General features: G+C 67.8%; 21 protein-coding genes. 12 read left to right on the forward strand and 9 right to left on the reverse strand.

Annotation, left to right across the window (positions count from 1 at the left end):
• Positions 1-33 precede the first annotated feature (33 nt).
• From ACSYHF_RS06250 to ACSYHF_RS06265, 4 genes are all read right to left on the reverse strand, one after another.
• Positions 34-1,188 (reverse strand): HlyD family secretion protein, encoded by a 1,155-nt coding sequence (locus tag ACSYHF_RS06250; RefSeq protein ID WP_262221977.1) that lies wholly within the window; start codon positions 1,186-1,188, stop codon positions 34-36.
• Positions 1,189-1,198: 10 nt separating this feature from the next.
• Positions 1,199-2,872: an MFS transporter gene (locus tag ACSYHF_RS06255; RefSeq protein ID WP_262221976.1), complete on the reverse strand. Its 1,674-nt coding sequence runs from the start codon at positions 2,870-2,872 to the stop codon at positions 1,199-1,201.
• Complete coding sequence (locus tag ACSYHF_RS06260; RefSeq protein ID WP_005415802.1) at positions 2,872-3,438, reverse strand: TetR/AcrR family transcriptional regulator; 567 nt, start codon at positions 3,436-3,438, stop codon at positions 2,872-2,874. Before ACSYHF_RS06260 ends, ACSYHF_RS06255 begins: the two co-directional genes overlap by 1 nt.
• 257 nt (positions 3,439-3,695) lie before the next feature.
• Positions 3,696-5,903 (reverse strand): TonB-dependent receptor, encoded by a 2,208-nt coding sequence (locus ACSYHF_RS06265; protein WP_005415803.1) that lies wholly within the window; start codon positions 5,901-5,903, stop codon positions 3,696-3,698.
• Positions 5,904-6,038: 135 nt separating this feature from the next.
• Between ACSYHF_RS06265 and ACSYHF_RS06270 the strand changes: the two genes are divergently transcribed.
• Complete coding sequence (locus tag ACSYHF_RS06270; protein WP_005415804.1) at positions 6,039-6,452, forward strand: MerC domain-containing protein; 414 nt, start codon at positions 6,039-6,041, stop codon at positions 6,450-6,452.
• Positions 6,453-6,562: 110 nt separating this feature from the next.
• Positions 6,563-6,742, forward strand: coding sequence for a 30S ribosomal protein THX (locus ACSYHF_RS06275; RefSeq protein ID WP_004150462.1), 180 nt, complete (start codon positions 6,563-6,565; stop codon positions 6,740-6,742).
• Between the two features lie 132 nt (positions 6,743-6,874).
• Here ACSYHF_RS06275 and ACSYHF_RS06280 read toward each other — a convergent pair whose 3' ends face one another.
• The 3 genes from ACSYHF_RS06280 to ACSYHF_RS06290 all read right to left on the reverse strand — a co-directional run bounded on the left by ACSYHF_RS06280 (position 6,875) and on the right by ACSYHF_RS06290 (position 10,502).
• Entirely contained in the window at positions 6,875-8,125 is a 1,251-nt protein-coding gene (locus ACSYHF_RS06280; protein WP_065197076.1) for an alkaline phosphatase family protein, read from the reverse strand.
• A 410-nt stretch (positions 8,126-8,535) separates the two neighbouring features.
• Complete coding sequence (locus tag ACSYHF_RS06285; RefSeq protein WP_447576177.1) at positions 8,536-9,027, reverse strand: methylated-DNA--[protein]-cysteine S-methyltransferase; 492 nt, start codon at positions 9,025-9,027, stop codon at positions 8,536-8,538.
• Positions 9,024-10,502: a DNA-3-methyladenine glycosylase 2 family protein gene (locus ACSYHF_RS06290; protein WP_447576178.1), complete on the reverse strand. Its 1,479-nt coding sequence runs from the start codon at positions 10,500-10,502 to the stop codon at positions 9,024-9,026. The genes ACSYHF_RS06285 and ACSYHF_RS06290 overlap by 4 nt, the downstream gene beginning before the upstream one ends.
• 419 nt (positions 10,503-10,921) lie before the next feature.
• On the opposite strand from ACSYHF_RS06290, the gene ACSYHF_RS06295 reads away from it, so the two are divergent.
• From ACSYHF_RS06295 to ubiM, 4 genes are all read left to right on the forward strand, one after another.
• Complete coding sequence (locus ACSYHF_RS06295; protein ID WP_447576179.1) at positions 10,922-12,085, forward strand: hypothetical protein; 1,164 nt, start codon at positions 10,922-10,924, stop codon at positions 12,083-12,085.
• A gap of 58 nt (positions 12,086-12,143) precedes the next feature.
• Entirely contained in the window at positions 12,144-12,689 is a 546-nt protein-coding gene (locus ACSYHF_RS06300) for a DUF4019 domain-containing protein (protein ID WP_111127929.1), read from the forward strand.
• Between the two features lie 11 nt (positions 12,690-12,700).
• Entirely contained in the window at positions 12,701-13,090 is a 390-nt protein-coding gene (locus ACSYHF_RS06305) for an MAPEG family protein (RefSeq protein WP_095379034.1), read from the forward strand.
• Between the two features lie 79 nt (positions 13,091-13,169).
• Positions 13,170-14,348: a 5-demethoxyubiquinol-8 5-hydroxylase UbiM gene (gene ubiM / locus ACSYHF_RS06310; protein ID WP_447576180.1), complete on the forward strand. Its 1,179-nt coding sequence runs from the start codon at positions 13,170-13,172 to the stop codon at positions 14,346-14,348.
• 11 nt (positions 14,349-14,359) lie between these two features.
• On the opposite strand, the gene ACSYHF_RS06315 is transcribed toward ubiM, so the two are convergent.
• The gene (locus ACSYHF_RS06315; protein WP_005415814.1) at positions 14,360-14,581 is read right to left on the reverse strand and encodes an RNA-binding S4 domain-containing protein; all 222 of its coding nucleotides are present in this window, start codon (positions 14,579-14,581) and stop codon (positions 14,360-14,362) included.
• A 268-nt stretch (positions 14,582-14,849) separates the two neighbouring features.
• Between ACSYHF_RS06315 and ACSYHF_RS06320 the strand changes: the two genes are divergently transcribed.
• The 6 genes from ACSYHF_RS06320 to ACSYHF_RS06345 all read left to right on the forward strand — a co-directional run bounded on the left by ACSYHF_RS06320 (position 14,850) and on the right by ACSYHF_RS06345 (position 24,435).
• Positions 14,850-16,796, forward strand: coding sequence for a DEAD/DEAH box helicase (locus ACSYHF_RS06320; RefSeq protein WP_005415815.1), 1,947 nt, complete (start codon positions 14,850-14,852; stop codon positions 16,794-16,796).
• A gap of 218 nt (positions 16,797-17,014) precedes the next feature.
• Complete coding sequence (locus ACSYHF_RS06325; protein ID WP_134956251.1) at positions 17,015-19,438, forward strand: putative bifunctional diguanylate cyclase/phosphodiesterase; 2,424 nt, start codon at positions 17,015-17,017, stop codon at positions 19,436-19,438.
• Between the two features lie 108 nt (positions 19,439-19,546).
• Complete coding sequence (locus ACSYHF_RS06330; RefSeq protein WP_338167426.1) at positions 19,547-21,211, forward strand: sensor domain-containing diguanylate cyclase; 1,665 nt, start codon at positions 19,547-19,549, stop codon at positions 21,209-21,211.
• Between the two features lie 34 nt (positions 21,212-21,245).
• Entirely contained in the window at positions 21,246-21,968 is a 723-nt protein-coding gene (locus ACSYHF_RS06335) for a pseudouridine synthase (protein ID WP_005408708.1), read from the forward strand.
• A gap of 117 nt (positions 21,969-22,085) precedes the next feature.
• Entirely contained in the window at positions 22,086-23,156 is a 1,071-nt protein-coding gene (locus ACSYHF_RS06340; RefSeq protein ID WP_447576181.1) for a sensor domain-containing diguanylate cyclase, read from the forward strand.
• Positions 23,157-23,274: 118 nt separating this feature from the next.
• The gene (locus tag ACSYHF_RS06345; RefSeq protein WP_111174795.1) at positions 23,275-24,435 is read left to right on the forward strand and encodes an AAA family ATPase; all 1,161 of its coding nucleotides are present in this window, start codon (positions 23,275-23,277) and stop codon (positions 24,433-24,435) included.
• Positions 24,436-24,465: 30 nt separating this feature from the next.
• Here the strand turns inward: ACSYHF_RS06345 and ACSYHF_RS06350 are convergent, their stop codons facing one another.
• On the reverse strand, positions 24,466-25,413 hold the full coding sequence (locus tag ACSYHF_RS06350; protein ID WP_005415820.1) for a DMT family transporter: 948 nt from the start codon (positions 25,411-25,413) through the stop codon (positions 24,466-24,468).
• Between the last annotated feature and the right edge of the window lie 34 nt (positions 25,414-25,447).

The following is a 25,447-nucleotide window of genomic DNA, read 5'->3' on the forward strand; positions in this document are numbered from 1 at the left end:
AAAAGGGATCTGACCCCCGTTTCATGACAAACGCTAGTCCATCGGCTTGCCTGCGGTATCCACCCGCACGATCACCGACATGCCAGGCCGCAGCTGCGCGGCCAGCTTCTGGCCTTCATCGATCGATATCCTCACCGGCAGCCGCTGCACTACCTTGGTGAAGTTGCCGCTGGCATTGTCCGGGCGCAACACGCTGAACTCCGATCCGGTGGCGGGCGCGATCTCCTGCACGCGGCCGCGCAGCACCTGGCCCTGGAACGCGTCGACCGAGAACGTGGCCGGCTGGCCGATCGCCATTCCCCAGGTCTGGCCTTCCTTGTAGTTGGCCACCACCCACAGTGTGTCAGGTACCAGGAACAGCAGCTGCGAACCGGCGGCGACATACTGGCCCACGCGCACGCTGGCTTCACTGATCTGGCCGTCGCGCGGTGCGTGGATCACCGTGTTGGCCAGGTCGATGCGGGCCAGTTCCAGCTGCGCCTGTGCGCTTTCCACCTGGGCCTCCAGGCTCTTGCGCGCGACCTGGGTCGACACCAGTGTTTCCTCGGCGATTCGGATCTGCGCCTGCGACTGCTGCACGCTGGCCTGCGCCGAGGCTTGGCTGGTGCGGAACTTGTCGCGGTCATTGATCGACACCAGCTGCTGCGCGGCCAGTTCCTCGTAGCGCTTCAGCTCGTTGCGCGAGCGCTGCAGTTCGGCCTGGCCGGCCGAGAGCGTGGCGCGCGCCGAGGCGATCTGCGCACGGTTCTGCGCCTGCGACTGGTCGGAGTTGGCCAGCGCCGCACGCGCACTGTCCAGCGTCGCCTGCGCCTGGGCGACGCGTTGGGCATAGATGCGGTCATCGATGCGCAGCAGCGGCTCGCCCTGCCTCACATGCTGGAAATCCTTCACCAGCACTTCGGTCACATAGCCGTTGACCTGTGGCGCCATCACGGTGATCTGGCCGCGCACATAGGCGTTGTCGGTCACCATCACGCTGCTGGTGAACGGCCACAGATGCCAGGCGCGCAGGATCAGCGCAATGCCCAGCAGGGCCACCACCACCATCACCACCACGCTGCGCGCGCTGGGCTTGAGATACTTCGGCGCGACTGCCGGTTCAACGGGCGTGGGCGCAGGTGCCGCGTCGGTCGGCGGCGGTGGCGTCACATTGTCGGCGTCGTCGGATCGGGGCGGAACGGGGGGCATGGCGGAGGACTCAGCGGTGCGCGGCCGGGGTGGCCGCAACGGGTGAAGTGGGGTGGCGCTTGCGCCATTGCTTGAGCACGGCGGTGCGCAGCGACAGCAGCAGCAACCAGCACAGGAAACCGATCGCCAGCCAACCGCTCAGGGTGAACACATCATTGAAGCCGCGCACATTGGCTTCGCGGCGCGTGGTCTGCGCCAGCTGCGCGCTGCCCTGCGCGCTGCGCAGCACCGGGTCGGTGATCTGGGCGGCATACAGCTGCTGTTGGATGCGCAGGCGCTGCGCCACCACCGGATCGGCGGGATCGAGCTGGCTGGTCAACGCGCTGGAGTACAACTGCTCGCGATGCAGCTGGAAGGTCCCCAGCACCGCCGAACCTGCCAGGCCGCCCAGCGTCTGCGTGATCGACAGCGTCACCAGGAAGGTGATCATGTGGTCCACACCCTGTTTCAACGCAGCGGAAATGCCGAGCATGATCAGCGGGCCCATGAACATGCCGGCACCGACCGAGGCCAGGAACTGGCTGGCGTAGAAGTCGTGCGGCCGATCCAGGCTGGTGCGGTGCTGGTCGAAGAAGGCGGCAGCGCCAAGCAGCAGGATCGCCATCAGCAGCTGCGGGATCAGCCGTTTGGGCCCGAAAGTCAGTGCAGTGCCGGCGATACCGGTGATCACGCCGGCAAGAATCACCACGAACAGCGGCCGCAACTGATCAGGGCCCATGCCGAGCGTGCGCATCAGGTTGACCACGCCGTAGGACTGCTCGGTGGTCAGGAAGCGGATCAGGAACGCGCCGACGATGAAATGCAGTACGGGCAGGCTGGCCAGCCAGCGTGTCTGCAGCAGCGGATTGCGCCGGTAGTGTTCGATGATGAAGGCGGTGGTGGACAGCACGATCGAGGCGATCAGCGCCCAGCCCAGCCACGGTGTGTTGAGCCACCAACGGGTGTAGCCCTGCGCCAGTACGATCACCAGCAGCGCAACCGCCGGCGCCAGCAACGCGAAGGTAAGAAAATCCAGCGGCTCGAAGGCCTTCACCTGGATGCCAGGCGGCAGCTTCAACACCACCACGGCGGCGAATGCGCACAACGCAAGGCCGGCCTCGAACGAATACAGCTGGTGCCACTGGCCGGTATCCACCAAGCCTGGTGAAACGATCCAGGCGATCGGCACCGCCAGCTGCGAAAGGCCGACGCCGACCACCAGCAGGTTGCCGGTAAAGCGGCGGGGCAGGGCCTGCAGCATGTACAGCGTGCCCAAGGTCGAACAGGCCGCGCCGGCGAAGCCGCTGGCGGCACGGGTCAGCATCGTGGTCTCGAAGCTGCCGACGAACAGGTGCAGCACCGCCAGCGCCGCGTACAGGCCCAGCCCGATTTCGGCGAACAGGCGGATGCCGTACTGCTGGCGGAATTTGAAGGCCAGCAGGTTGGCGGTGACATTGACCATTGCATAGGCCGCCACCAGCCAGCTGCCCTGGGTCGGGGTCAACGCCAGCTGGCCCTGCAGGAAGGGCAGGTTCGCGGTGACCAGCGCGTTGCCGAGGCCGCCAGTGATCGCCACCAGCAGTGACACCAGGGCATACGCCAATCGACGGTGCGGTGGGTGCCACGGCATCGATGCCGATCCGGGCATGGTCGGCTTCTCGTGCTCCTCCCAATCCGGAACCGGCTTCAGATACGGCTGGACCATCAGCGCGCCTCGCTGGTTGCTCCCTGAAGACCCCCGCGCAGCAGCTGCAGGGCGCGCCCGGCGAGGTGGGCGCGCTCGTCGCGGGTCTTGCCGCGCAGGGCTGCGCCCAGCATGCCCGAGATCAGTGAAATATCCGTCTTCTCCAGATCGGCACGGCACAGCCCGGCGGCCTTGGCGCGGGCGATCGGCTCCTCCAGCAGGTCGCGCACGGTCTCGCGCGCCGCGCGCATGGCCGGCACGTCCGAATCGACCGCACGCCAGTAATCGGCCAGCGCCGGCGAATCGATGATGCGCTGGGCCATGCCCTCGAACACCTCGAACAGGGCGTCGTCGCGGTCGCCGAGCTGTTCGACCTGGCGCCGGATGCGGTCGACCGTACGCTGCAGCAGCGCCTGGATCAGCGCGGTGCGGTCGGGGAAGTTGCGGTACAGGGTGGCGCGGCCCACCTGGGCGCGTTCGACCACCAGATCCAGCGGGGCGGTGACGCCATGTTGGCCGAAGACATGATCGGCGGCGTCGAGGATGAGGGCACGGCGGGCAGCAGCATCGGCACGTTGGGCGGTCATGGAGTTATTTTCGGACAAAAGTGTCCGTTTGGCGAGACATTGAGTGGCGGGATTGTCCGCTTGTTGTCGTACGCACATCTTTGTGACGGGTGTGTGAGCGAGGGCGCCGCGATCTCGCTCACGCACAAAGGAACGGGGAGCCAGACGGCCCCCCGGGAGAGAGAATGGTACTCGTGGTGCGGTCCCGCCATGCGTTGAAGGGCGAGTGGGGGCAGAGCCCTTTCCTGCGGAAAGGGATCCGCCCCTCCTACATCCGATCAGAAGAACGCGCGGATGCCGAACGCGACACCACGGCCCGGCAGCGGCGAGTAGTCGCGCAGCAGCGAAGTATGCGGGCGCACTTCGCGGTTGGTCAGGTTGCTGCCATCCAGGAACACCTCATAGCTGTTACTGGCGTTGCGATCCCAGCGGTAGGCCAGGTGCGCGTCGACCAGGGTGTAGCCGTTGCTCGGCTCCTCGTTCTGCGCGACGTCCTTCTGGCGGCTGTAACGCACCGCACCGACCGAGGCGCGCCAGCCGTCCTTCGACCAGCGCAGGTCGGCACCGACGCGGGCCGGGGCGATGCGCGGCAGGTAGCCGGTGTTGGCAAGTTCCACGCTGTAGTTGTGGTTGTGGTCGCCATGCGGAACGGCAATGTCGAGGTTGCGGCTGCCGCTGCCATCCAGCTTGGCTTTCACGTAGTCACCGAACAGGCGCAGGTCCCAGTCACCGGCGCCACCCTCGAACAGGTGCACCAGCGCTTCGGCCTCGGCGCCGCGGAACACCGCGTCCTGCTGGGTCCACGCACGAACTGGCAGGCCCTCGGTAACGCCGGTGTCGGCCAGGTAGATGAAGTCCTTGAACTTGGTCTGGTAGACCGAGGCGGAGAAGTCCAGGCGCTCGCTGTGGGTGTGGATGCCCAGCTCCACGCGCTGGCCGCGCTCGGTCTTCAGGTTGCCGTCGCCGATCTCCAGCGAACGGGTAGCAATGTGCGCGCCGGCGGCGTACAGCTCTTCGTTGGTCGGTGCACGCTCGGAGCTGTCCACGCCGATGCGCAGGTCGACCGCGTCGTTGAGCTTCCAGATGCCGGCAGCCGAGAGGTTGGTGGCGCCGAAGGTGCGGCGCCGGTAGTCACCGGTCGGGTCCAGCTTGACCTGGTCGTGGCGGCCGCCCAGTTCCAGCTTGAACGGGCCGAACTGCTTTTCCTGCAGTACAAACAGGCCGATGTTCTTCGTACCGGTATCCGGTACGAACGCTTCTTCACCCTTGGCGCCGAAATCACTGTTGCCGAACTGCAGGCCGAAGGCGCCGTCCCAACCACCGATCTGCTGCTGCACCGCTTCCAGGCGCGCTTCGATGCCACGGTTGGTGAAGCGGGTGGAGGGCGTGCCGGCCTCCAGCTCCACGTGCTCGTAGTCGGTGTAGGCCACGCGTGCGTTGATGTTCTTCAGGAACGAGACCGGGTTGTAGATGCCGGCCTTGGTCTCGAAGCGGTTCTGCACCATGTCGATGCGCACGTCGTGCTCGTCGCCGCCTTCTTCTTCATCGCCATGGTCGTGACCGTGGTCATGGCCATGATCATCACCATCGGCGTGCACGTGCGCGCCATTGGGAATGCCGTAGTTGGTGCGGTAGGTGCTGGCCGACACGCCGAAGTAGCCGCCTTCGCCCAGCCAGGTGGCGCCGACGCCGCCGGCGCGGGTACGGATGGAGCTGTTGTCGAGGCGGCCGCGACGCGGCTCTTCGCCTTCCTCGCCCGCGTGATCATGGTCGTGGTCGTCGTGGTGGTCTTCCAGGCTGTCGATCACCGCATAGCCGGGAATGCGGTAGTCGTCGCCATTGCGCACCAGGCCGTCCACATGAAGCACGACATTGCCGCTGACGCCATCGAGGCGGAACATGCCGCTGCGCTCGTTGTTCACCGAATTGCCACGCAGCTCGGCGCGGCCGCTGAGCGGGCGCTCGGGCAGCTCGCGCGCGATGCGGCCATCGACCACGTTGACCGCGCCACCGATGGCACCGCTGCCGAACAACAGCGTGGCCGGCCCCTTCAGCACTTCGATCTGGTCAGCCAGGAACGGCTCGATGCTGGTGGCATGGTCCGCACTGACGGTGGAGGCATCCATGTTGCCCATGCCGTTGGACAGCACGGCCACGCGCGGGCCTTCCTGGCCGCGGATGATCGGGCGGCCGACGCCGGGCCCGAAGAAGGTGCTCTGCACGCCGGGCAGCTTGGCCACGGTATCGCCGAGGGTGCCGGCCTTCTGTTCGTCCAGGCGCTCACCGGCCAGCACCTCCACCGGGCGCGCAAGGGATTCGGCATCGCCCTGCAGCGGCGACGCGGTGACCTGCACCGAGGACAGCTCGGTCAGGTGGCGGTCACGATGGGCGGTGTCCTGACCGGCTGCAAAGGCGACGGACGGCAGCAGGGCGGCGAGGGCCAGGGCCAGGGAATGCGGCTTGAGCCGTGCGGTGTGGGCGGGCATGGATGGGTCCTTTGTTACACTGTATCAATCGCGGGGCGCACGAATCCCGTCGATGGGACAGGGGGAGGGAAAGCGTGCGGGTCGGGAAGGGATGTTATATTATTCCATAACGATTCGCCGACCCTGCTGGAAGTCATGTCCTTGTCCTCACGCCTGCGCCACCTGCTCGACCGTTTCGGTGCCACCGGTTCGATGCTGTGCGCGGTGCATTGCGCAGTCATCCCGGTGCTGCTGGCGGCAGCGCCCTCGCTGGGCCTGTCGTTCTGGCTGAGCGACGGCGTTGAACAGGCCCTGGTGCTGTTCGTGACCCTGCTTGGGCTGTTCAGTCTGGTCTGGGGTTACCGCCGCCATGGCGCGCTGCGTGCGCTGGGCTTCCTGATCCCCGGCCTGGTCGCGCTGTGGGCCGGCGTGCTGTACGAGCCGCTGCATCACAACGCCGTGCCGCATGCGGTGGTGATGACCATCGGTGGCCTGCTGGTGGGCGTTGCCCATCTGGTCAATCTGCGCCTGAACCACGGCCACGTACACGACGCCAGCTGCGCGCACTAGGCGCTCCATGATAGGATTTTCGATCGTGCGCGGGGGCGCCCAGCAAGGCGGCCCCGCCGAACCCGTGTCAGTACGGGGTAACCAGATTTCACACTTGAGGAGTTGAAGACATGGGTAAGGGTGACCGCAAGACCGCCAAGGGCAAGCGCTACAACGCCAGCTACGGCAACGCCCGTTCGCATACCGCGAGCAAGGTCGCCGTAGGCGCCGCCGCCCCGGTTGCCAAGAAGACCGTGGCCAAGGCTCCGGCGAAGAAGGCCGTGGCGAAGAAGGCCGTCGCCAAGGCCTGATCCGGCCGCGCGACTGGTCCAAGGAAAAACGCGGCGCCTGGCGCCGCGTTTTTTTATGCATGATTTTGCAGAGCCGAGCCCATGCCCGGCTGGCGCAATGCAGCCGAGCGTGGGCTCGGCTCTACAACCGGATCAGCGCAGGGTCTTCTTCAGCGTTTCCGGGTTGCCGTCGTTCGGCGCGGCTGGTACCTGCAGAAGGTGTGCCAGCAGTGGATAGACATCGACATTGTCGAAGCCATCGATCACCAGGCCCTGGCGGAACGACGGGCCACTGGCCACGAACACCGCGCGCATGGACGGCAGCGCGTTGTCGTAGCCGTGCGAGCCGCGGTCCTGCTGTTCGCGCTTGGCGATCTTTTCCTGATGCAGGGCATCCCAGCCTTCATCCATCATGCAGACAATGGCGGGAATGCGCGGATGGGTGCCGTAGTGCAGGCGCGCCGGCAGTTTTTCTTTCTTCCAGCATTCGTAGTGCGCGTGGCGGCCGAGCAGAGCGCGTTCGGCGGCGGCTTCATGGCCGACCACCGGTGCGAAGCCGACCGACTGGCCCTGGCTGACATTGCGCGCAATCGCCGGGTCGACCATCGATTCGGTGGCGATCACCTGGCCAGCGGGGACACTGGCCATGCCATGGTCGGAGACCACGATCACATTGGTTGTTGCGGCCAGCCCACGTTGCTGGAGTCCGTCGAGCACCTGGCCGACGATCTGGTCGGCGCGCACGATGGCGTCGGCGTACTGCTTCGACTCGGGGCCGTAGTTGTGACCTGCCTTGTCCACGTGTTCCATGTACAGCGTGGTCAGGCGGGGGGCATCGGCGTCGGTCTGTGACAGCCAATCGAGCACGATGCCGGCGCGCTGTTCCAGCGGCTCCTTGCCGTCGTAGATGCGCCACTGGCTGGGGCGTACGCCACGGATCTCCGATTCACTGCCCGGCCATGACGTGGTGGCCGAACGCACGCCAGCATTCTCGGCGCCGACCCAGATCGGTTCGCCGCCCCACCAGCCACTGGTGGTAACCGCTTCGCGATTGCTCAGCTCGAACCGGCCCAGTGCTTCATCGTCCATGCTGTTGTTGACGATGCCGTGGTGGTCCGGGCGCAGGCCGGTAACGAGGGTGTAGTGATTCGGGAAGGTCAGCGACGGATAGGACGGGGTCATCCAGCGTGCGCGCACGCCGCCATCGATCAGGCGTTGCAGGTTCGGGGTCAGGCTGCGGTCCAGCGCATCGGCGCGCAGGCCGTCGATGGAGATCAGCAGCAGCTTCGGCGGTGCCGCCGCAGCGATGGAAGTGGGAACGGAGGCGGAGGGGGGGGGCGCGGTGGTGCAGGCAGCCAGGGGCAGCAGCAGCGCCAGCGCACAGGTCAGGCGTACGGAAGTCATCCGCGCATGATAGTGCGAGGTAATGACGCGCCCAAGACACGGCGCACTATCGCGCGCCGTCTCCGCGCATTTTTTCCTTATCCCCGCGCCTGTCGACGCGCCCCCTTCAACAAGAAGGGGGCTTTTCTCCAGACAGTTTACAGACGCTTCCATACACGCATGGCGTGGATCTACCGCGTCGACCAAGGTCGACACCTATCCACCGCCGCGGGAATCTGTCGAAGGTGGGGCGGTGTGGGTGGGCAGGACCGTTGGCGCCATGGATGGCGCCATCGAGCCCCCATGGATGGGTTTACGGCGTGTCCTGCCCACCCATACTGCCCCACCCAACGCGTAGAAAATCGGAGCTGTATTGGCTCTTGACCTTGCCGTTGCCTCTGCGGGTGCCGGGCGCAGCCCGGCCGGCCCTCTCAGGCGAACAGCGGGGCCTGGCGCTGTTCCAGCCGCAGCAGCGCGGCCTTCGTTTCCAGGCCGCCACCGAAGCCGGTCAGTGCACCGTTGCTGCCGATCACGCGGTGGCAGGGCAGGATGATCGGCAATGGATTGCGGCCATTGGCCGCGCCCACCGCGCGGGTCGCGCTGGGTTGTCCCAGGTGCTGCGCCAACTGCAGATAGCTCCAGGTCTGGCCGAACGGAATCAACGCCAGCGCCTGCCACACGCGCAGCTGGAACGGCGTGCCGCGTGGTGCCAGCTGCAGGTCGAACCGGCTGCGTTCACCGTGCAGGAACTGCAGCAGCTGTTCGCGTGCCTCCGGCAGTGCATCCGGTGCGTAATGCCAGCCGTCGCGCCCGCGTGCGGGGTGACGGTTCTCCGGAAACAGCACGTGCGCAAGACCACGCTCGTCACCGGCGATGCTCAATACGCCGATCGGGCTGTCGAAACGATCGAACAACAGGGTCATGTCGGTTCTCCAACGAACGTGCCGGACAGGTGCCACAGGTGCATCACCGCGTAGGCGCGCCACGGGCGCCAGGGTTGCGAGCGCGCTTCGGTCGCGCGTTCGCTCAGGCGCTGGCCCTGCGCGTGGCCGAGCACCTGCTGCAGTACAAGATCGCCGGCCGGGAAGGCATCGGGCTGGCCGAGGCCACGCAGGGCGATGTACTGCGCGGTCCAGGGGCCGATGCCGGGCAGTGCAACGCAGCGCGCAACGAATTCCTCCAAGGCCTGGCCGGGCCCGAAGTCGAGCCGGCCGCTGGCGCAGGCGGCGGCCAGGGCGCGCACGGTGGCGGCGCGGCTGCGCGGCAGGCCGATCGATTCCAGCGGTGCCTCGGCCAGCACGTCCGGTGCCGGGAACTGGCGATCGAAGTCCGAGGGCATGCCCGGCAGGTGCGCGCCATAGGCATCGACCAGGCGCCGCGCGAAGGTGGTCGCTGCGGCCACGCTGACCTGCTGCCCGAGCACGGCGCGCACACCTACCTCGAAGCCATCCCAGCCACCGGGCACGCGCAACCCGGGACGCTCGGCGATGCCACGCGCCAGCAGGGGTTCCTCGCCGAGCGCGGCGTGGACCTGCTGCAGGTCGGCGTCCAGATCGAACACGCGACGCACGCGGCGCACGATGTCCGGTATCAGGCGCGGATCGACCGCGCCCAACTGCAGGCGCAGCTCCGGGCGTTTTGGATCGGCGGTGACGCGCAGCAGGGTGGGGCGCTCCGGCGCGCCCAATACGCGCTGGTAGCTGTCTTCACCGATCAGTTCGATGCCGGGCAGGCTGCGTTTGCGCAGGAAGGCCAGCATGCGTGGGAAGTCCAGTGGTGGACGGTAGCCCAGGCGCAGCACCAGGCCGCCATCATCTGCAGCCAACGGTTGATGCTGGCGACGCAGGGCGGTCGGCGCCATCCCACAGCCCTGCAGGAACGCGGTATTGAAGCGGCGCAGGCTGTTGTAGCCGGCAGCCAGCGCGACGTCGGTCACCGCCAGCGTGGTTTCGGTCAGCAACTGTTTGGCCAGCAACAGGCGATGGGTTGCGTGGATCTGCCCGGGCGTTGCGCCGAGATGTTCGACGAACAGGCGCTGCAGTTGGCGCGCGCTGAGGCCGAGCTTCGTTGCAAGATCGGCCACCGGCTGCTCCTGCAGGAAGCCGCCGTGGATCAGCGCCAGTGCCCGCTGCACGGTCTGTCCGGCCAGGGCCTGCTGGGCCTGCGGTGCCAATTCCGGGCGGCAGCGCAGGCAGGGGCGGTACCCGGCGGCCGCAGCGGCCGCGGCGGTCGGAAAGTAGGTGATGTTGCGCGGCTTCGGCGGCGGTGCCGGGCACACCGGGCGGCAATAGATGCCGGTGCTGCGCACGGCGGTGAAGAACACGCCGTCGAAGCGTGCGTCGCGGGCCAGGCGGGCGCGGTCGCAGGCGGCGGTGTCGAGGGCGAGGGCGGTGTCCATGGCGCCAGTCTAGGCCCGTGCGGGCGGCGATACTCGCCACATTCGGACATGGATGCTGAAGGGGGTCAGGCCGGGCTGCGCCCGGCACCCGCGGTAGTGCCGGCCGCTGGCCGGCAACGGCAACGGCAGAAGCTGGTTTTCTGTGGGGAGGCGGGGTGGGCCCGGTTGCGGGAGACGCCGTAAACCCGTCCTTGGGGGCTTGGCCGCGGCATCCATGCCGCGGACACTCCCGCAACCGGACCCACCCCGCCTTCGACAGGTTCCTGCGATCTGTCGGAAGGGCATCCCGCTCTGGTAGGTGTCGACCTTGGTCGACACGCTTTTTCCCCAAGGGTCAGAAGGGGTTCATCACCACGCACTGAATGCGCGGCCTGGACGGGTAGACTGTGGCTCTTGCTCACGTGAAGACCGGTTGCCCGATGTCCGCCAAACTCCGCTGGTTGCCCCTGTTGTGCCTGGCCCTGGCGGGCTGCAGCCAGCTGGAGAATCCGGGCAATGTGACTGCCGCCGACAAGGCCGCGCGGGCGCCGTCCAGCGATGGCGAGAACATGGTGTCGATCAATGCGGCTGACGCACCGCCGCCGTCGGCACCGCCGCGCAGCCGGGAGGACCTGCCGTGGCCGCAGGCGCAGCTGGAGAATGGACGCGCCTGGATCAGTTGCAGCACCGAGTACGCCGGCGAGGCTGGCGACGGTGTCGAGCTGGAAGGCCTGCAGCGCGAGCAGATCACCCAGGCGCTGGCGCCGTGCGCCGAGCGCGGCCTGATGCGCGTGCGTTACGCCGGCAAGATCAATCCGGGCTTCGCCGAGATGATGTGGCGTCTGGCGGTGGTGGCCGACCAGCAGAAGATCCACAAGCGCATCCTTGACCTGGATTCCAGTGGCGGGCAGGTGGAGTCGGCGATCGTCGCCGGTGACAGCATCGGTGAATCGGGCTGGACCATCTGGGTGCGCGAAGGCTCGATCTGCCACAGCGCCTGCGTGTTCGTGCTGGCCGCCGGCGACAACCGCCTGCTGTCGGGCAAGGTCGGCATCCACCGCATGATGCGCATCAGCTCCAAGGCCACCTCGCGCGCCGAGCTCAACCGCGAGCTGCACGAGGTCTACGACAACGTGAAGGACTACCTGCAGCGCAACGGCGTGGCGGTCGGTGTGGCCGATCTGATGATGACCGTGCCCAACCGCAGCCTGCGCCTGCTGACCCCGGACGAACTGCGCCAGTACGGCCTGGATGGCACCAATGCGGTGCAGGACGATCTGGAACGGATCAAGCAGATGCGTGCCTGCGGCGACGATTTCGTGCAGCGCAAGGACGCCTTCCTGGTCGCCTTCGACCAGCAGTGCAAGCGCGAAGGCGCCGACATGGAGTCGATCAACAGTTGTGGCCAGGCGTTGAAGCAGCGCTTCGGCTTCCCGGACGCGGTCTGTCCCGACGAAAGCCCGCTGTCGGAGATCGATGTGGCGACGCTGCCACCAGCGCCGCCGGAGCCCCCGCCGGTGGCCGAACAGGCGCCAGGGAACGCCGCCGCGCCCGCCGCGCAGGCTGATGCGGCAGCGGTGGAGGGCGACGCCCCGGCACGCTGACAGCATAGTCACCGCGCTGGCGTAGACTGCGGTTCTCTCCAGAAAACCGGCGGTGTCCATGAAGCGCGTGCTCCTGCTGCTGTCCCTGCTGCCCCTGACTGCGTTGGCGCAGGCACCTGCGCCGGCCACGCCTGCACCAGCTCCGGCACGCCCGGCCCCCGCATCGCCGGCGGCTGCGAAGCCCGCCACTGCCGGTGCCCCGGCGTTGACCGCTGCGCAGCAGGCCCAGGTGCAGAAGCAGGACGCGGAGATGGGCGCGGCTGCGTTGAAGGCGGCGCAGCTGGTCGATGCCAACCGCGCCGGCGAACTGTGGGATGGCGCTTCGGCCGTCGCCCGTCGTGCGGTGCCGAAGGCCGCCTTCGTCAGCCAGCTGACCACCGAGCGTGCGCGCCTGGGTGCGTTGGCCGGGCGTGGCCAGCCCACCATCACCCGGGTCAAGTACAGCGCCGGTGCTGCGGTGCCGGAAGGGCTGTACATCAACGTCAGCTTCCCGACCCGTTTCGCCAACAGCGCGCAGCCGGTGCGCGAGCTGGTCTCGTTCCGCTTCGACGAAGACCAGGTCTGGCGCCTGGCCGGTTACAGCCTGCGCGCGTCGGCACCCTGAGGAGATGAACGATGGCAACTGAGCTGACAATGCTGGCCTGGTCGGTGCTGCTGGGCTTTGTCTACATCTTCGCCACCTCCACCGTGGTCACCCGCGAGCGCGGGATGAAGTGGAATGCCTCGGCACGCGATGGCGATGCAAAGCCGCTCAGCGCGCTGGCCGGTCGCCTGCAGCGTGCGCAGGCCAACTTCCTGGAAACGTTCCCGTTCTTCGCCGCTGCCGCCATCGCGGTGGTCGTGGCCGGGCGCAGCAACGACACCACGGCGCTGGCTGCGCAGGCCTACGTCTGGGCGCGTGTGGTCTACCTGCCGCTGTATGCCGCAGGCGTGCCCTACGTGCGCAGCCTGGTCTGGCTCGTATCGCTGCTGTCGATCCTGGCGCTGGTGTTCGCACTGCTGTAGCCGGGCCTGATCCAGATCAAGGCCAGTCATGCGCGCGGCGCTATGCTGGCCCGGACTGAATCAACGGCAGGAGGCGCGCATGCGCAGGATGGACGTGGTGGTGGTCGGCGCTGGACCGGCGGGCCTGTGCTTCGCGCGTGCGCTGGCCGGCAGTGGCCTGCAGGTCGGGCTGGTCGAAGTGCAGCCGCGCCAGGCCCTGGCCGAAGCCGCCTTTGATGGCCGCGAGATCGCGTTGACCCATGCCTCGCGGCAGAGCATGGAGCAACTGGGGCTGTGGCAGCGCCTGCCGCAGGCCGAAGTCGCCGAGCTGCGCGATGCCAGGGTGATGAACGGCGGCTCGCCGTTCGCGTTGACCTTCGCCAGCAGTCAGGCTGATGGCCAGCCGCTGGGCTGGCTGGTGCCCAACCACCTGATCCGCCGTGCTGCATGGGATGCCGTGCAGGGCCAGGATGGGCTGGAGCTGTTCGACGGGCGCAAGGTGCTGGGCGTGCAGGCCGATGCGCAGGGCCACGTGGTCAGACTCGATGACGGCAGTCAACTGCACGCGCGCCTGCTGGTCGCGGCTGACAGCCGCTTCTCCGCCACCCGCCGCATGCTTGGCATCGGTGCGCAGATGCGCGACTTCGGCAAGTCGATGCTGGTATGCCGCATGCAGGTCGAGCGCGACCATCACCATACGGCCTGGGAGTGGTTCGGCTACTGCCGCACCATGGCGCTGCTGCCGCTCAACGAGGGCCAGGCATCGGCGGTGATCACGCTGCCGCCGCGGCAGATCGAAGAACTGCTGGCGATGGACGAGGTGGCTTTCGGCGACGCCATCAGTGCCTGCTTCGAGCATCGCCTGGGCCGCATGCAGCCGGTGGCCACAGCGCAGGCGTATCCGCTGGTGGGGGTGTACGCGCACCGTTTCGTCGGCGAGCGTTCCGCGCTGATCGGCGATGCCGCGGTGGGCATGCACCCGGTCACCGCGCACGGCTTCAATCTGGGACTGGCCAGCGCACAGCGGCTGGCACAGGGCATCGCCGCGCAGCAGCGGCGCGGTGCCGACATTGCCGCCGCCGGCATGCTGGCCAGCTACCAGCGCGGTCATCGACTGGCGTCGCGGCCGCTGTACGAGGCCACCAATGCGATCGCCAGCCTGTACACCGACGATCGCCGCCCGGCACGCCTGCTGCGGGCCGCGGGCCTGCGCGTGGCGCAGGGCGTGGCACCGTTCAGGCAGCTGATTGCCTCGCACCTGACCCAGCGCGTGGCCTGAACATTCTCGGATCAGCCACCGGCCAGCACGCGGATCTGGCTGTCGGCGAACTCGACCACCTGGCCTGCGCGGATCTTGCAGGCCTTGCGCAGTTCGACCTCACCATCGACCCGCACCTGGCCCTCGCTGATGACCATCTTGGCCTCGCCGCCGCTGGTGACCAGGTCGGCCAGCTTCAACAGCTGCTTGAGTTCGACGTAGTCGCCGTCGAGGTCGAATTCGAGAATCTGCATGGAGCGAGGGGTCCTGGAAAGAGGGCGCAGGCCAGCGGCCGGGCCGGGGAGAGGGCGCGTATTGTGCGCCAGCACGGGGCACGACGGCACGCGCATGGAAAGCTGTACGCCTCGTTCAGGATCAATGCGGTATCATTCCGCTCTGAGCGAGTGAAATCTCCTCCGACCGAGCAGCGCCAGGGCACGCGATAAGAAGGGCGCCCAAAGCGCGGACCATCACCCTTTTTATCGCACTGCCAGGAAGACGGCAGTGCCTTCGGAGTTCCCCATGTCCCAAGATTCCCAAGCGCCGCTGCAGTTCGCGCAGCTCGGCCTGTCCGAGCCCGTGATGCAGGCGGTCACCGCCATCGGCTACGAAACCCCGTCGCCGATCCAGGCCGCCACCATCCCGGCGATGCTGGAAGGCCGCGACGTGCTGGGCCAGGCCCAAACTGGTACCGGCAAGACCGCTGCGTTCGCACTGCCGGTACTGTCCAACATCGACCTGCAGCAGATCAAGCCCCAGGCCCTGATCCTGGCGCCGACCCGCGAGCTGGCCATCCAGGTTGCCGAGGCATTCCAGTCCTATTCGTCGAAGATCCCGGGCTTCCGCGTGCTGCCGGTGTACGGCGGCCAGCCGTACGGCCAGCAGCTGTCGGCCCTGCGCCGTGGCGTGCACATCGTGGTCGGTACTCCCGGCCGCGTGATCGATCACCTGGACCGCAGCACCCTGGACCTGTCCGAGCTGAAGACCCTGGTGCTCGACGAAGCCGATGAAATGCTGCGCATGGGCTTCATCGACGATGTGGAAGCCGTGCTGAAGAAGCTGCCGGAGCAGCGCCAGGTGGCCCTGTTCTCGGCCACCATGCCGCCGCAGATCCGCCGCATCGCGCAGACCTACCTGCAGGACCCGGTGGAAGTGACCATCGCGGCCAAGACCACCACCTCGGCCAACATCCGCCAGCGCTACTGGTGGGTGAGCGGCATGCACAAGCTGGACGCGCTGACCCGCATCCTGGAAGTCGAGCCGTTCGACGCGATGATCATCTTCGCGCGCACCAAGGCCGGCACCGAAGAACTGGCCAGCAAGCTGCAGGCGCGTGGCCTGGCCGCTGCCGCCATCAACGGTGACATGCAGCAGGCCCAGCGCGAGCGCACCATTGCCATGCTGAAGGAAGGCAAGCTGGACATCCTGGTCGCCACCGACGTGGCCGCCCGCGGCCTGGACGTGGAGCGCATCAGCCACGTGCTGAACTACGACATCCCGTACGACACCGAGAGCTACGTGCACCGCATCGGCCGTACCGGCCGTGCCGGCCGCAGCGGCGAGGCGATCCTGTTCGCCACCCCGCGCGAGAAGGGCATGCTGCGCCAGATCGAGCGCGCCACCCGCCAGCCGATCGAAGAGATGCAGCTGCCGAGCGTGGAAGCGGTCAACGACACCCGCATCAACAAGTTCACCTCGCGCATCACCGAAACGCTCGGCGCCGGCGGCCTGGACTTCTACCGCCAGCTGCTGGAGCGCTTCGAGAACGAGCAGAACGTGCCGGCCATCGAGATCGCCGCCGCGCTGGCCCGGATGCTGCAGGGCGATACCCCGTTCCTGCTGCAGCCGCCGGTGCGTGCCCCGCGTGAAGAGCGCGCGCCGCGCGAGCGCTTCGACCGTGGCGACCGCCCGGAGCGTGGCGATCGCTTCGACCGCAACGAACGGGGGCCGCGCTTCGAGCGTGGCCCGCGTCGCGACGACGCCGAAGGTGGTTTCGAGCCGCGTCCGCGCCGCGAGGTTCCGCCGCGTGGTGCGCCGGAGCAGGGCATGGAGACCTACCGCATTTCGGTGGGCCACCAGCACGGCGTGAAGCCGGCCAACATCGTCGGCGCCATCGCCAACGAAGCCGGCCTGGAAAGCCGCTTCATCGGCCGCATCGACATCCACGACGACTTCTCGCTGCTGGACCTGCCGGCACAGATGCCGCCGGACGTGCTGTCGCACCTGCAGAAGGTGTGGGTGTCCGGCCAGCAGTTGCAGATGCGTCCGCTGGCGGCCGGTGAAGAGATCAATCCGGCCCCGCGCCCGTTCAAGCCGCGCTTCGACAAGCGTGGTCCGGGCGGCCCGGGTGGCCCGCGTCGTGGCGGCCCGGGTGGTCCGGGTGGCCATGGGGGCGACCGCGGCGGTGACCGCGACAGCCGCCCGCCACGTCGTGATGGCTTCAAGCCGCGCGGCCCGCGCAGCTTCTAAGCCGCACCCGCAGCCGTCAAGAACAACGCCAGCCCCCGGGCTGGCGCACAGGAAAAGGGGACGGAGGGGATTAAGTCGTATTTGGCAGGCCATGCGCTTATGCCGAAAACGACTTAATCCCCTCCGTCCCCTTTTTCGCATGGTCAACACATTGCCGGTCATAGGCTGGCCCGGTTCCAAAGGAGGTTGTCACCGCAGCACATTCGGGGGGATCCGGGATGGGTAGGAGTGGCACGGACCAACAGAGCCGGCGGGTGCCGATGACCCGGGGGCTGGGACTGCGTTTTGCGTTGTTGACCGGCATGGCGATCGGACTGGTCGCACTGTCGGCGTTGATCCAGGAACTGCAGGCGGCCTCCACCGCCTGGATCGCCGGCCAGGGATACTGGTCGCGCGGTCAGCAGGATGCGACCGCCGCGCTCAGTCGCTACCTGGCGCGCGGTGATGTCCAGGACCTGGACGATGCACGCCAGGCCCTGCAGGTGCCGTTGGGCGATCTGCAGGCGCGGTTGGCGCTGGAACAGGCGGAGCCTGACGAAGAGAAGGCCCGGCAGGGCTTCCTGCAGGGGGGCAACGCGCACGCCGACATTCCGCGCCTGGTGTTTTCGTTCCGCTACGCGCGGGATATCGGTGCCTTCCGCGAAGCGACCGCGTTATGGCGGCAGACCGACGGGGACCTGATGGCGCTGCAGCGCCTGGTCGATGAGTTGCAGCGGCGGCACGAGGGTGGCCCCGTACTGGCAGCCACGCGTGACCACTACCTGCAGCAGCTGCGCGACCTGGACCAGCGGATGAAGGTGCAGAGCCAGGCGTTCTCGCAGGCGCTGCTGCGGATGGCGACGCTGGTGAGGTTGGCCACGTTGATGGTCGCGGGCCTGTCGGTGCTGGCGATCAGCCTGATGGCGGTGGCCCTGGCGCGCCGCGTCGGCAAGGACCTGACCGAACACGAGAGCCGCTTCCGCGCAGCGTTCTACCAGGCCAACGTCGGCATGCTCAAGCTCGATACCGAAGGCAAGGTGATCGAGGCCAACCAGGCGATGGCCGACATCCTCGACCATCGTCGTGACATGCTGCTGCAGCTGTCGCTGGCTGACCTGCTGATGGACGGCGAGCTGGTCATTGATGGGGTGGGGCGCATCGATTGGGACCGCCAGCTGCGGCCGAGCGAACTGCGCTTCCGCCGTCGTGATGGCAGCCTGGTCTGGGGCCGCTGGAGCGGCACCGGTGTGCGCAGCGCCGGCGGTGGCCTGTCGGTGTTCGCGATCATCGAAGACGTCAGCCAGAACCATGCACTGGCGCGCGAGATCGAGCACCACGCCAGCCATGACCCGCTGACCGGCCTGATCAACCGGCGCGAGATCGAGCGCCTGCTGGAACGCGCGCTGCTGCAGGTGCGCAGCGAAGGTGGTACGCACGCGCTGTGCTACATCAACCTGGACCATTTCAAGCTGGTCAATGACAGCTTCGGCCATGCCGCCGGCGACCAGATGCTGCGCAGCTTCGCCGATTACCTGGTGGCGGCGGTGCGCGATGGTGACTGGGTGGGCCGGCTGGGTGCGGACGAGTTCGCGGTGTTCCTCGCCCATGCCGGGCAGGACGAGGCCAAGCGCGTGCTGCAGCGGGTGATCCGCAATCTGGGGCAGGCGACGTTCCCGGTGAGCGAGGGCAGCCCGCAGTTGAGCTGCAGCATCGGCGTGGTCGAGGTCAGCGCCGATGCACCGGATGTGAACTGGTTGATGAGCGCCGCCGACAGTGCCTGCTATGCGGCCAAGCAGGCCGGGCGCAACCGCGTGCACTGCTTCAACGAGAACCGCATGGCGTTGGAGGAACGGCGCCGGGAAGCCGAGCGGCTGCAGGGCGTCAGCCTGGCCATGGCCGAGAACCGCATGGTGCTGTATGCGCAGCGCATCGCCCGCGTCGGCGATCCCACCTACCTGCACTACGAGGTGCTGGTACGCATGCGCGGCAGCGATGGCAGCCTGCACCTGCCGGGCCAGTTCATGCCGGCGGTGGAGCGCTATGGCATGGCCGTGGCGCTGGACCGGCACGTGCTCGGCTTGCTGTTCCGGCACCTGCAGGTGTGCCCGGCGCATGTGCGGCAGCTGGGACTGTGCAACGTCAACGTGTCGGCGCAGTCGATCGCCGAACCCGGCTTCCTCGCCTTCGTCTGCGACCTGCTGGAGCGCAATCGCGCGCTGGCCTCCAAGCTGTGCTTCGAGATCACCGAGACCGCAGCGATCAGCAACCTCAGCCAGGCGCGCGCGTTCATCGATGCGGTGAAGGCGCGCGGCTGCCGGATGGCGCTGGACGATTTTGGCTCCGGGCTGTCCTCGTTCGGCTACCTGCGCCAGCTGCCGGCCGACATCCTGAAGATCGACGGGGCCTTCGTGCGCGACATGGATACCGATCCGGTCAGCCACGCCACCGTGCGCGCGATCAGTGAACTGGGGCGCGAGCTGCAGATGGAGGTGGTGGCCGAATGGGTAGAGACCGCCGAAGTCGCCGCCGCGCTGACCCGGCTAGGGGTGCAGGGCCTGCAGGGCTATGCGGTCGAGCGACCGCAGCCACTGGAACGGATGACCCTGGCCGACCTGCGGCCGGTGCGCCTGGTGGCGGTGCAGGGCCCGCCTGCCGCAGGTTGAACGCCGTCGGCGACTTTGGTCTACGCATGCGTTGCAGCCGCGGCTGCGATAATGCCTGCCAGGGGCGACGCGCAGTGGGCGCGGGCGTAAGCAGGAACAGGACGTGGCGTGGGCGGCAGGCAGTGGCAGTACGGAACAGGGGCGGTGCTGGTCGTACTGCTGGTGTGGTTGGCGACGCCGTGGCCACTGTGGGCCGCTGCCGTCGAAGCCGGCCGCGATTACCTGCTGGTCGGCGCAGCCACCGATGAACCCACTCCACATCGCGCATGCACGCCGGACATGCTGGCCGGTCACCGGCAGCAGGTGCAGGTGCCTGCGCCGCCAGGCGGCTGGTCGGGGCAACCGCAGGCCCTGGACGTGTTCAATGTGTTCGCTGGCGAAGTCCGCGTGCAGTATGGCGATCGCGAGATCTGCGGCAACATGCACGATGCCCGTACCCGAGACTCACGCTTCCGCGCAGGCATCGGGCTGGTGGCGGTGCCGCCAGCGGGCAGTCACGATCCATTCCTGGTGTCGTGGCAGACGCCGTTGAAGGCGCGTTGGGTACCCACCCTTCGGCTGGGCGCGCCCAGTCCCGTGCAGCAGAACGATACCGCCCGCCTGCTGGTGCGCGCGGCCTGCATCGCCGTGGCGATCGCACTGGCGTTGTCGGCACTGATGGCCTTCCTCACCACCCGCGACCGCAGTTTCCTGGTCTACATCGCCGGTACCACCGTGCTGGTGCTTTGGCAGGCCATCCTCGGTGGCCTCAGCGGCTATCCGGAACCCTGGTTGCCGGTGGGCGAGCGCGGTGCCTGGTGGCTGCTGGTGTTGACTGCGGCCACGCAGGCCTTGGTGCTGCCGGCGCTGTGGCGGCTGAATGGCGGTGATCGCCTGTTGCCGCGTTCGCGTCCGTTCCAGCTGGTGGCGCTTTGGGGATTGCTGGTGTTGGCTGCACTGGTGCCCTGGCTGCCATGGGACAGCCTGGCCTGGGTGGCGCAGGGCCTGCAGGTGTCCTATCTGCTGGGCTGTGGCCTGGCGTTGATGGCTGGGGTGTGGGCACGGCTGCGCGGTGACCGCTGGGCGCAGGCGGGGCTGGCGGCGCTGGCGCCGATGCTGGTGTTGATCCTGGCCGACGCCTGCCGCGCGGCGTGGTTGCTGGAATACCGCGTGGAGGCCCTGCAGCTGGCGGTGACCTGGCTGCTGATGATGGCCGCCTACGCACTGAACCAGCGGCTGGGTCGCCTGCGCCAGCAGCGCGATGAACTGCGCCAGCTGGCCGAGACTGATGGCCTGACTGGCCTGCCCAACCGCCGTGCCGGCCTGCAGCAGTTGGCCCGCCACCTGGAGCGGGTTGACCGCGAGCGTGGCCCGCTGGTGATCGGCTTCCTCGATATCGACCTGTTCAAGGACATCAATGACCGCCATGGCCACGCCGTGGGTGACCTGGTGCTGGTGGCGGTGGCGCGTGCATTGCGTGCCGCGGTACGCAGCCAGGACCAGGTAGTGCGGATGGGCGGCGAAGAGTTCCTGCTGCTGATGCCGGGCATGCCCCGCGAGGCGGCGTCGGCGCGCCTGGATCGCCTGCGCCGGCACATCACGGAGGCGGCCCGGGCGCTGCAGGTGCCCGGCCTGGAGGTCACCGCCAGCATCGGCCTGGCGCAGTGGCGGCCGGGCGAGGACGATCTCGCCGCGCTGCTGCGCCGGGCCGACCATGCCATGTACGTGGCCAAGCGTGCCGGCCGCAACCGGGTGTTCGACGGCGAAGAACTCGATCCACCCGGCCTGGCATGAAGCGCGGCGGGCGGCGATGCCGGATAATAGGGCGATGACCACCCGACTCAACAAACACATCGCCGACACCGGCTTCTGCTCCCGCCGCGAGGCCGATCGCCTGATCGCCGCCCGCCGGGTCACCGTCAACGGCCATCCGGCCGGCACCGGCGCGGTGGTGGGCGAGGAAGACCAGGTGCTGGTGGACGGCCAGCCGCTGCGCGCGCGCGTGGCCCGCAAGCCCGGCGCCCGCCGCCACGTCTACATCGCGCTGAACAAGCCGGTCGGCGTCACCTGCACGACCGAGACGTCGGTCAAGGGCAACATCGTCGACTTCGTCGGGCATGAACAGCGCATCTTCCCGATCGGCCGCCTCGACAAGGAGTCCGAAGGCCTGATCCTGATGACCAGCAACGGCGACATCGTCAATCAGATCCTGCGGGCCGAGAACGGCCACCAGAAGGAATACCTGGTGGCGGTGAACAAGCCGGTCACCGATGAGTTCCTGCGCGGCATGGCGCGTGGTGTTCGCATCCACGACCAGATGACGCTGCCATGCAAGACTTCGCGCATCGCCAAGTTCGGTTTCCGCATCACCCTGCAGCAGGGCTTGAACCGGCAGATCCGCCTGATGGCCGCCGAGTTCGGCTATCGCGTGACCCAGCTGCGCCGCGTGCGCATCGACAACATCAAGATTGGTGCGCTGAAGCCGGGCCAGTGGCGCAACCTGACCGAGCAGGAGCTGCAGGGCCTGCTGCCGAAGCAGCTGGACTGGTAAACGGCTTCTGTAGAGCCGAGCCCATGCTCGGCTGCTCTTTTGTCCGGGTGCAGCCGAGCATGGGCTCGGCTCTACATCGGCTAGACTCCGCAGTGACCTGCCGGAACGTGACGCTGCATGATCAAGCCCGACAAGCCTGCCAACGAAGCCCTTCGGCTCGAGGCGCTATACCGCTACCGGATCCTTGATTCGCAGCGCGAGAAGTCATTCGACGATCTGGTGGCGATTGCCAAGGCGGTCTGCGGTACCTCGATGGCGGCGGTGACCCTGATCGACGTCGAACGGCAGTGGTTCAAGTCGATCCAGGGCATCGACGCGGCGGAGAATCTGCGCAGCGAATCGATGTGTGGCCACGCCATCCTGCAGCCGCACGAAATCATGGTGGTCGAGGATGCGTTGCAGGACATCCGCTTCCACGACAACCCGGTGGTGACCGGCGATCCGCACATCCGCTTCTATGCCGGTGCGCCGCTGATCAGTTCCGATGGCCTGCCGCTGGGTACGCTGTGCGTGTTCGATGCACAGCCGCAGCACCTGCCAAGCGACAAGGCCGAGGCGCTGGCCGCGCTGTCGCGGCAGGTGATGCTGGTGATGGAGTTGCGCCGTTTCGCGCTCGACATCCAGAACCACATGCTGGAACGCGATGATTATGAGCGCCTGCTGTCGGAGTACCACGACGTGCTGCTGGCGCAGAACGCCGACCTGGCCGAGCAGAGCCGCACCGATGCGCTGACCGGCCTGCCGAACCGCCGCGCGATGGCAGCGGCGCTGGACGAGGCCGTGGCGATGACCGGGGAGCAGCCCGCTGAGGCCTGCGTCGCGCTGCTGGACATCGATCATTTCAAGCACATCAACGACTTCCAGGGCCACGCCACCGGCGACCGCGTGCTGGCCGAACTGGGCGCGCTGCTGCGGTCGCACTTTGCCGGCCGTGGCATGGCGGCGCGCTATGGCGGCGAGGAGTTCGTGGCAGTGATGCCCGCAACCGACCTGCGCACCGCCGAACTTCAGTGCGAGTTCCTGCGCCTGGCCGTGGCCGACCTGCCACTGGGCTTCCCGGTCACGATCAGTATCGGCATCGCCCAGCACCAGCCCGGTGAAAGCGTGGACGACACGCTGGCACGTGCCGACAAGGCGCTGTACCGGGCCAAGGGCAATGGCCGCAACCGGGTGGAAGTAGCGGGCTGAAGCGCCCCGCCCGGTAGATCCACGCCATGCGTGGATGCTCTTCCCGATTCACATCGCGTCGCAGCGCCTGCGATCAAGAGCGGGCAGCATGACGCTCTGTCTTCCCCGGACGCCGACCATGCTGCAGACCCTGGCCATCGCCCACTATCGCTCGTTGCACGGGTTGGTATTGCCGCTGCAGCAGTTGAATGTGGTAACCGGCGACAATGGCAGTGGCAAGTCCAGCCTGTACCGCGCGCTGCGCCTGCTGGCCGAGACCGCGCAGGGCGGCGTCGCGGCAGTGCTGGCCCGCGAAGGTGGGCTGGGCTCGGCGCTGTGGGCGGGCCCGGAAAAAATAGACCGTCGGGTTGCTGCCGGCGAAATCCCCTTGCAGGGCGGCCCACGCCAAGAATCGGTGGGGCTGAAGCTGGGCTTCACCACCGACGAATTCGGCTATGCCATCGACCTGGGCTATCCGCCGCCCAGCCGTTCGCCGTTTGCGCTGGATCCGCAGATCAAGGCCGAGGCGATCTGGGCCGGGCCGTTCCTGCGCAGCGCCAACCTGCTGGTCGATCGTCGCGGGGCGATGGTGCGGCAGCGCCATGCGCGCGGTTGGGATCTGGTGGATGACCGGTTGTCGCTGTTCGACAGCCTGTTCACCCAGGTCGGCGATCCGCAGCGCATGCCCGAAACGATTACCCTGCGTGAGTACATCCGTTGCTGGCGCTTCTATGACCATTTCCGCAGCGATGGCGATGCCCCGGCGCGGCAACCGGCGATGGCCACGCGCACGCCGGTGCTGCATCACGATGGCCGGGACCTGGCGGCGGCCTGGGTGACCATCGTCGAGATCGGCGACCCGGTTGCGTTGGCACGCAGCGTCGACGACGCGTTCCCGGGCGCTACGGTCGATTTCGAGGCGCTGGATGGACGCCTGGCGCTGCGCTTCCACCAACCTGGGTTGCTGCGGCCATTGTCGATGGCCGAGCTCTCCGACGGCACGCTGCGCTTCCTGCTGCTGGCGGCGGCGCTGCACACACCACGCCCACCGCCGCTGATGGTGCTCAACGAACCGGAGACCAGCCTGCACCCGGACCTGCTGCCGGCGCTGGCGCGGCTCATCATCGCAGCCAGTGCGCGCAGCCAGGTATGGGTGGTGTCGCACGCCAGCCGGCTGATCGCGGCGTTGGAACAGGCGCCAGGGTGCCATTCGCTGCATCTGTACAAGGAACAGGGCCGCACGCTGTTGAGCGGGCAGGGCCTGCTGGATGCGCCGGCCTGGCATTGGCCGCAGCGCTGATGCGGCCATTCACGCCATGCGTGGATGCACTCAATCGGCGATGTTGCGCGCTTCGGCCGTGCCGAGGATTTCCGGATGCTGCACCGGCTTGCGGCGGTTCAGCAGCGGATGCAGGAACACCGCGCCGACGATGATTGCCACGCCCAGGTAGAACCACGGGGTGACTTCGTGCTGCTCGCGCAGCAGCACCACCGCCAGTACCACCGCATAGACCGGCTCCAGGTTGGTCACCAGCTGCACCGTGTAGGCGCTCAGGTGGCGCAGCGCGACCAGGGCCAGGGCGAACGGCAGCAGCGTGCAGAACCCGGCCAGCACCAACAGCAGGATCCCGTCGTGCAGATTCGGGACCACCCACAGCGGGCTGGCCAGTGCCGGCAGCAGATAGGGCATCAGCGGCGCCAGCAGGGTCAGGGTGAGGGTGCCGGCACCCAGCTCCAGCGCGGTGACCGTGAGCGGATCGGCATGGCTGACCATGCGCTTGTTGAGCGAACCGAACACCGCCACCAGCAGCGCCGAGATCGCGCCGATCAACACACCCAGGCGCATGCCATCGGGCACGCCACCGACCACCAGCGCAACACCCGGCAGCACCGCCAGGCCGAACGCCAGCTCACGCAGCTGGAACGGCCGCTTGGCCACCCACGGCTCGATGATCGAGGTGAACACCGGTGCCAGTGCGATGCAGGTGGCAGCCACCGAGGCATTGGCCAGCTTCACCGCGCCGTAGAACGTCAGCCAGTGCAGGGCGACCAGCGCGCCGATACCGGCGTAGCCGGCGACCAGCCGCGGGGGCAGGGTGCGCAACCCGCGCCAGACCCGCGGCAGCAGGGCCAGCATCGCCGTCACCAGCAGCATGCGCCACCACACCAGCGGCAGTGCGGGCAGGGTGATCAGCTTGCCGAGGATGGCCGTGATGCCCCACAGCAGGACACAGAAATGGATCTGCCACAGCGCTTTGCGGGTGTCGGGTGTGCTCATCGGCCTATTGTGAGGCAATCGTACGGTCGCCGGC

This window comes from Stenotrophomonas maltophilia group sp. P373, assembly GCF_053295075.1.

Bases quoted from the DNA above. Each gene is read 5' to 3' on its own strand.
- ACSYHF_RS06290 (WP_447576178.1), bottom strand. From the start codon at position 10,502: ATGGACACCGCCCTCGCCCTCGACACCGCCGCCTGCGACCGCGCCCGC.
- ACSYHF_RS06315 (WP_005415814.1), bottom strand. From the start codon at position 14,581: ATGCAGATTCTCGAATTCGACCTCGACGGCGACTACGTCGAACTCAAG.
- ubiM (WP_447576180.1), top strand. From the start codon at position 13,170: ATGCGCAGGATGGACGTGGTGGTGGTCGGCGCTGGACCGGCGGGCCTG.
- ACSYHF_RS06300 (WP_111127929.1), top strand. From the start codon at position 12,144: ATGAAGCGCGTGCTCCTGCTGCTGTCCCTGCTGCCCCTGACTGCGTTG.
- ACSYHF_RS06260 (WP_005415802.1), bottom strand. From the start codon at position 3,438: ATGACCGCCCAACGTGCCGATGCTGCTGCCCGCCGTGCCCTCATCCTC.
- ACSYHF_RS06305 (WP_095379034.1), top strand. From the start codon at position 12,701: ATGGCAACTGAGCTGACAATGCTGGCCTGGTCGGTGCTGCTGGGCTTT.
- ACSYHF_RS06340 (WP_447576181.1), top strand. From the start codon at position 22,086: ATGATCAAGCCCGACAAGCCTGCCAACGAAGCCCTTCGGCTCGAGGCG.
- ACSYHF_RS06295 (WP_447576179.1), top strand. From the start codon at position 10,922: ATGTCCGCCAAACTCCGCTGGTTGCCCCTGTTGTGCCTGGCCCTGGCG.
- ACSYHF_RS06255 (WP_262221976.1), bottom strand. From the start codon at position 2,872: ATGGTCCAGCCGTATCTGAAGCCGGTTCCGGATTGGGAGGAGCACGAG.
- ACSYHF_RS06350 (WP_005415820.1), bottom strand. From the start codon at position 25,413: ATGAGCACACCCGACACCCGCAAAGCGCTGTGGCAGATCCATTTCTGT.
- ACSYHF_RS06270 (WP_005415804.1), top strand. From the start codon at position 6,039: ATGTCCTTGTCCTCACGCCTGCGCCACCTGCTCGACCGTTTCGGTGCC.
- ACSYHF_RS06325 (WP_134956251.1), top strand. From the start codon at position 17,015: ATGGGTAGGAGTGGCACGGACCAACAGAGCCGGCGGGTGCCGATGACC.
- ACSYHF_RS06335 (WP_005408708.1), top strand. From the start codon at position 21,246: ATGACCACCCGACTCAACAAACACATCGCCGACACCGGCTTCTGCTCC.
- ACSYHF_RS06275 (WP_004150462.1), top strand. From the start codon at position 6,563: ATGGGTAAGGGTGACCGCAAGACCGCCAAGGGCAAGCGCTACAACGCC.
- ACSYHF_RS06280 (WP_065197076.1), bottom strand. From the start codon at position 8,125: ATGACTTCCGTACGCCTGACCTGTGCGCTGGCGCTGCTGCTGCCCCTG.
- ACSYHF_RS06250 (WP_262221977.1), bottom strand. From the start codon at position 1,188: ATGCCCCCCGTTCCGCCCCGATCCGACGACGCCGACAATGTGACGCCA.
- ACSYHF_RS06345 (WP_111174795.1), top strand. From the start codon at position 23,275: ATGCTGCAGACCCTGGCCATCGCCCACTATCGCTCGTTGCACGGGTTG.
- ACSYHF_RS06265 (WP_005415803.1), bottom strand. From the start codon at position 5,903: ATGCCCGCCCACACCGCACGGCTCAAGCCGCATTCCCTGGCCCTGGCC.
- ACSYHF_RS06320 (WP_005415815.1), top strand. From the start codon at position 14,850: ATGTCCCAAGATTCCCAAGCGCCGCTGCAGTTCGCGCAGCTCGGCCTG.
- ACSYHF_RS06285 (WP_447576177.1), bottom strand. From the start codon at position 9,027: ATGACCCTGTTGTTCGATCGTTTCGACAGCCCGATCGGCGTATTGAGC.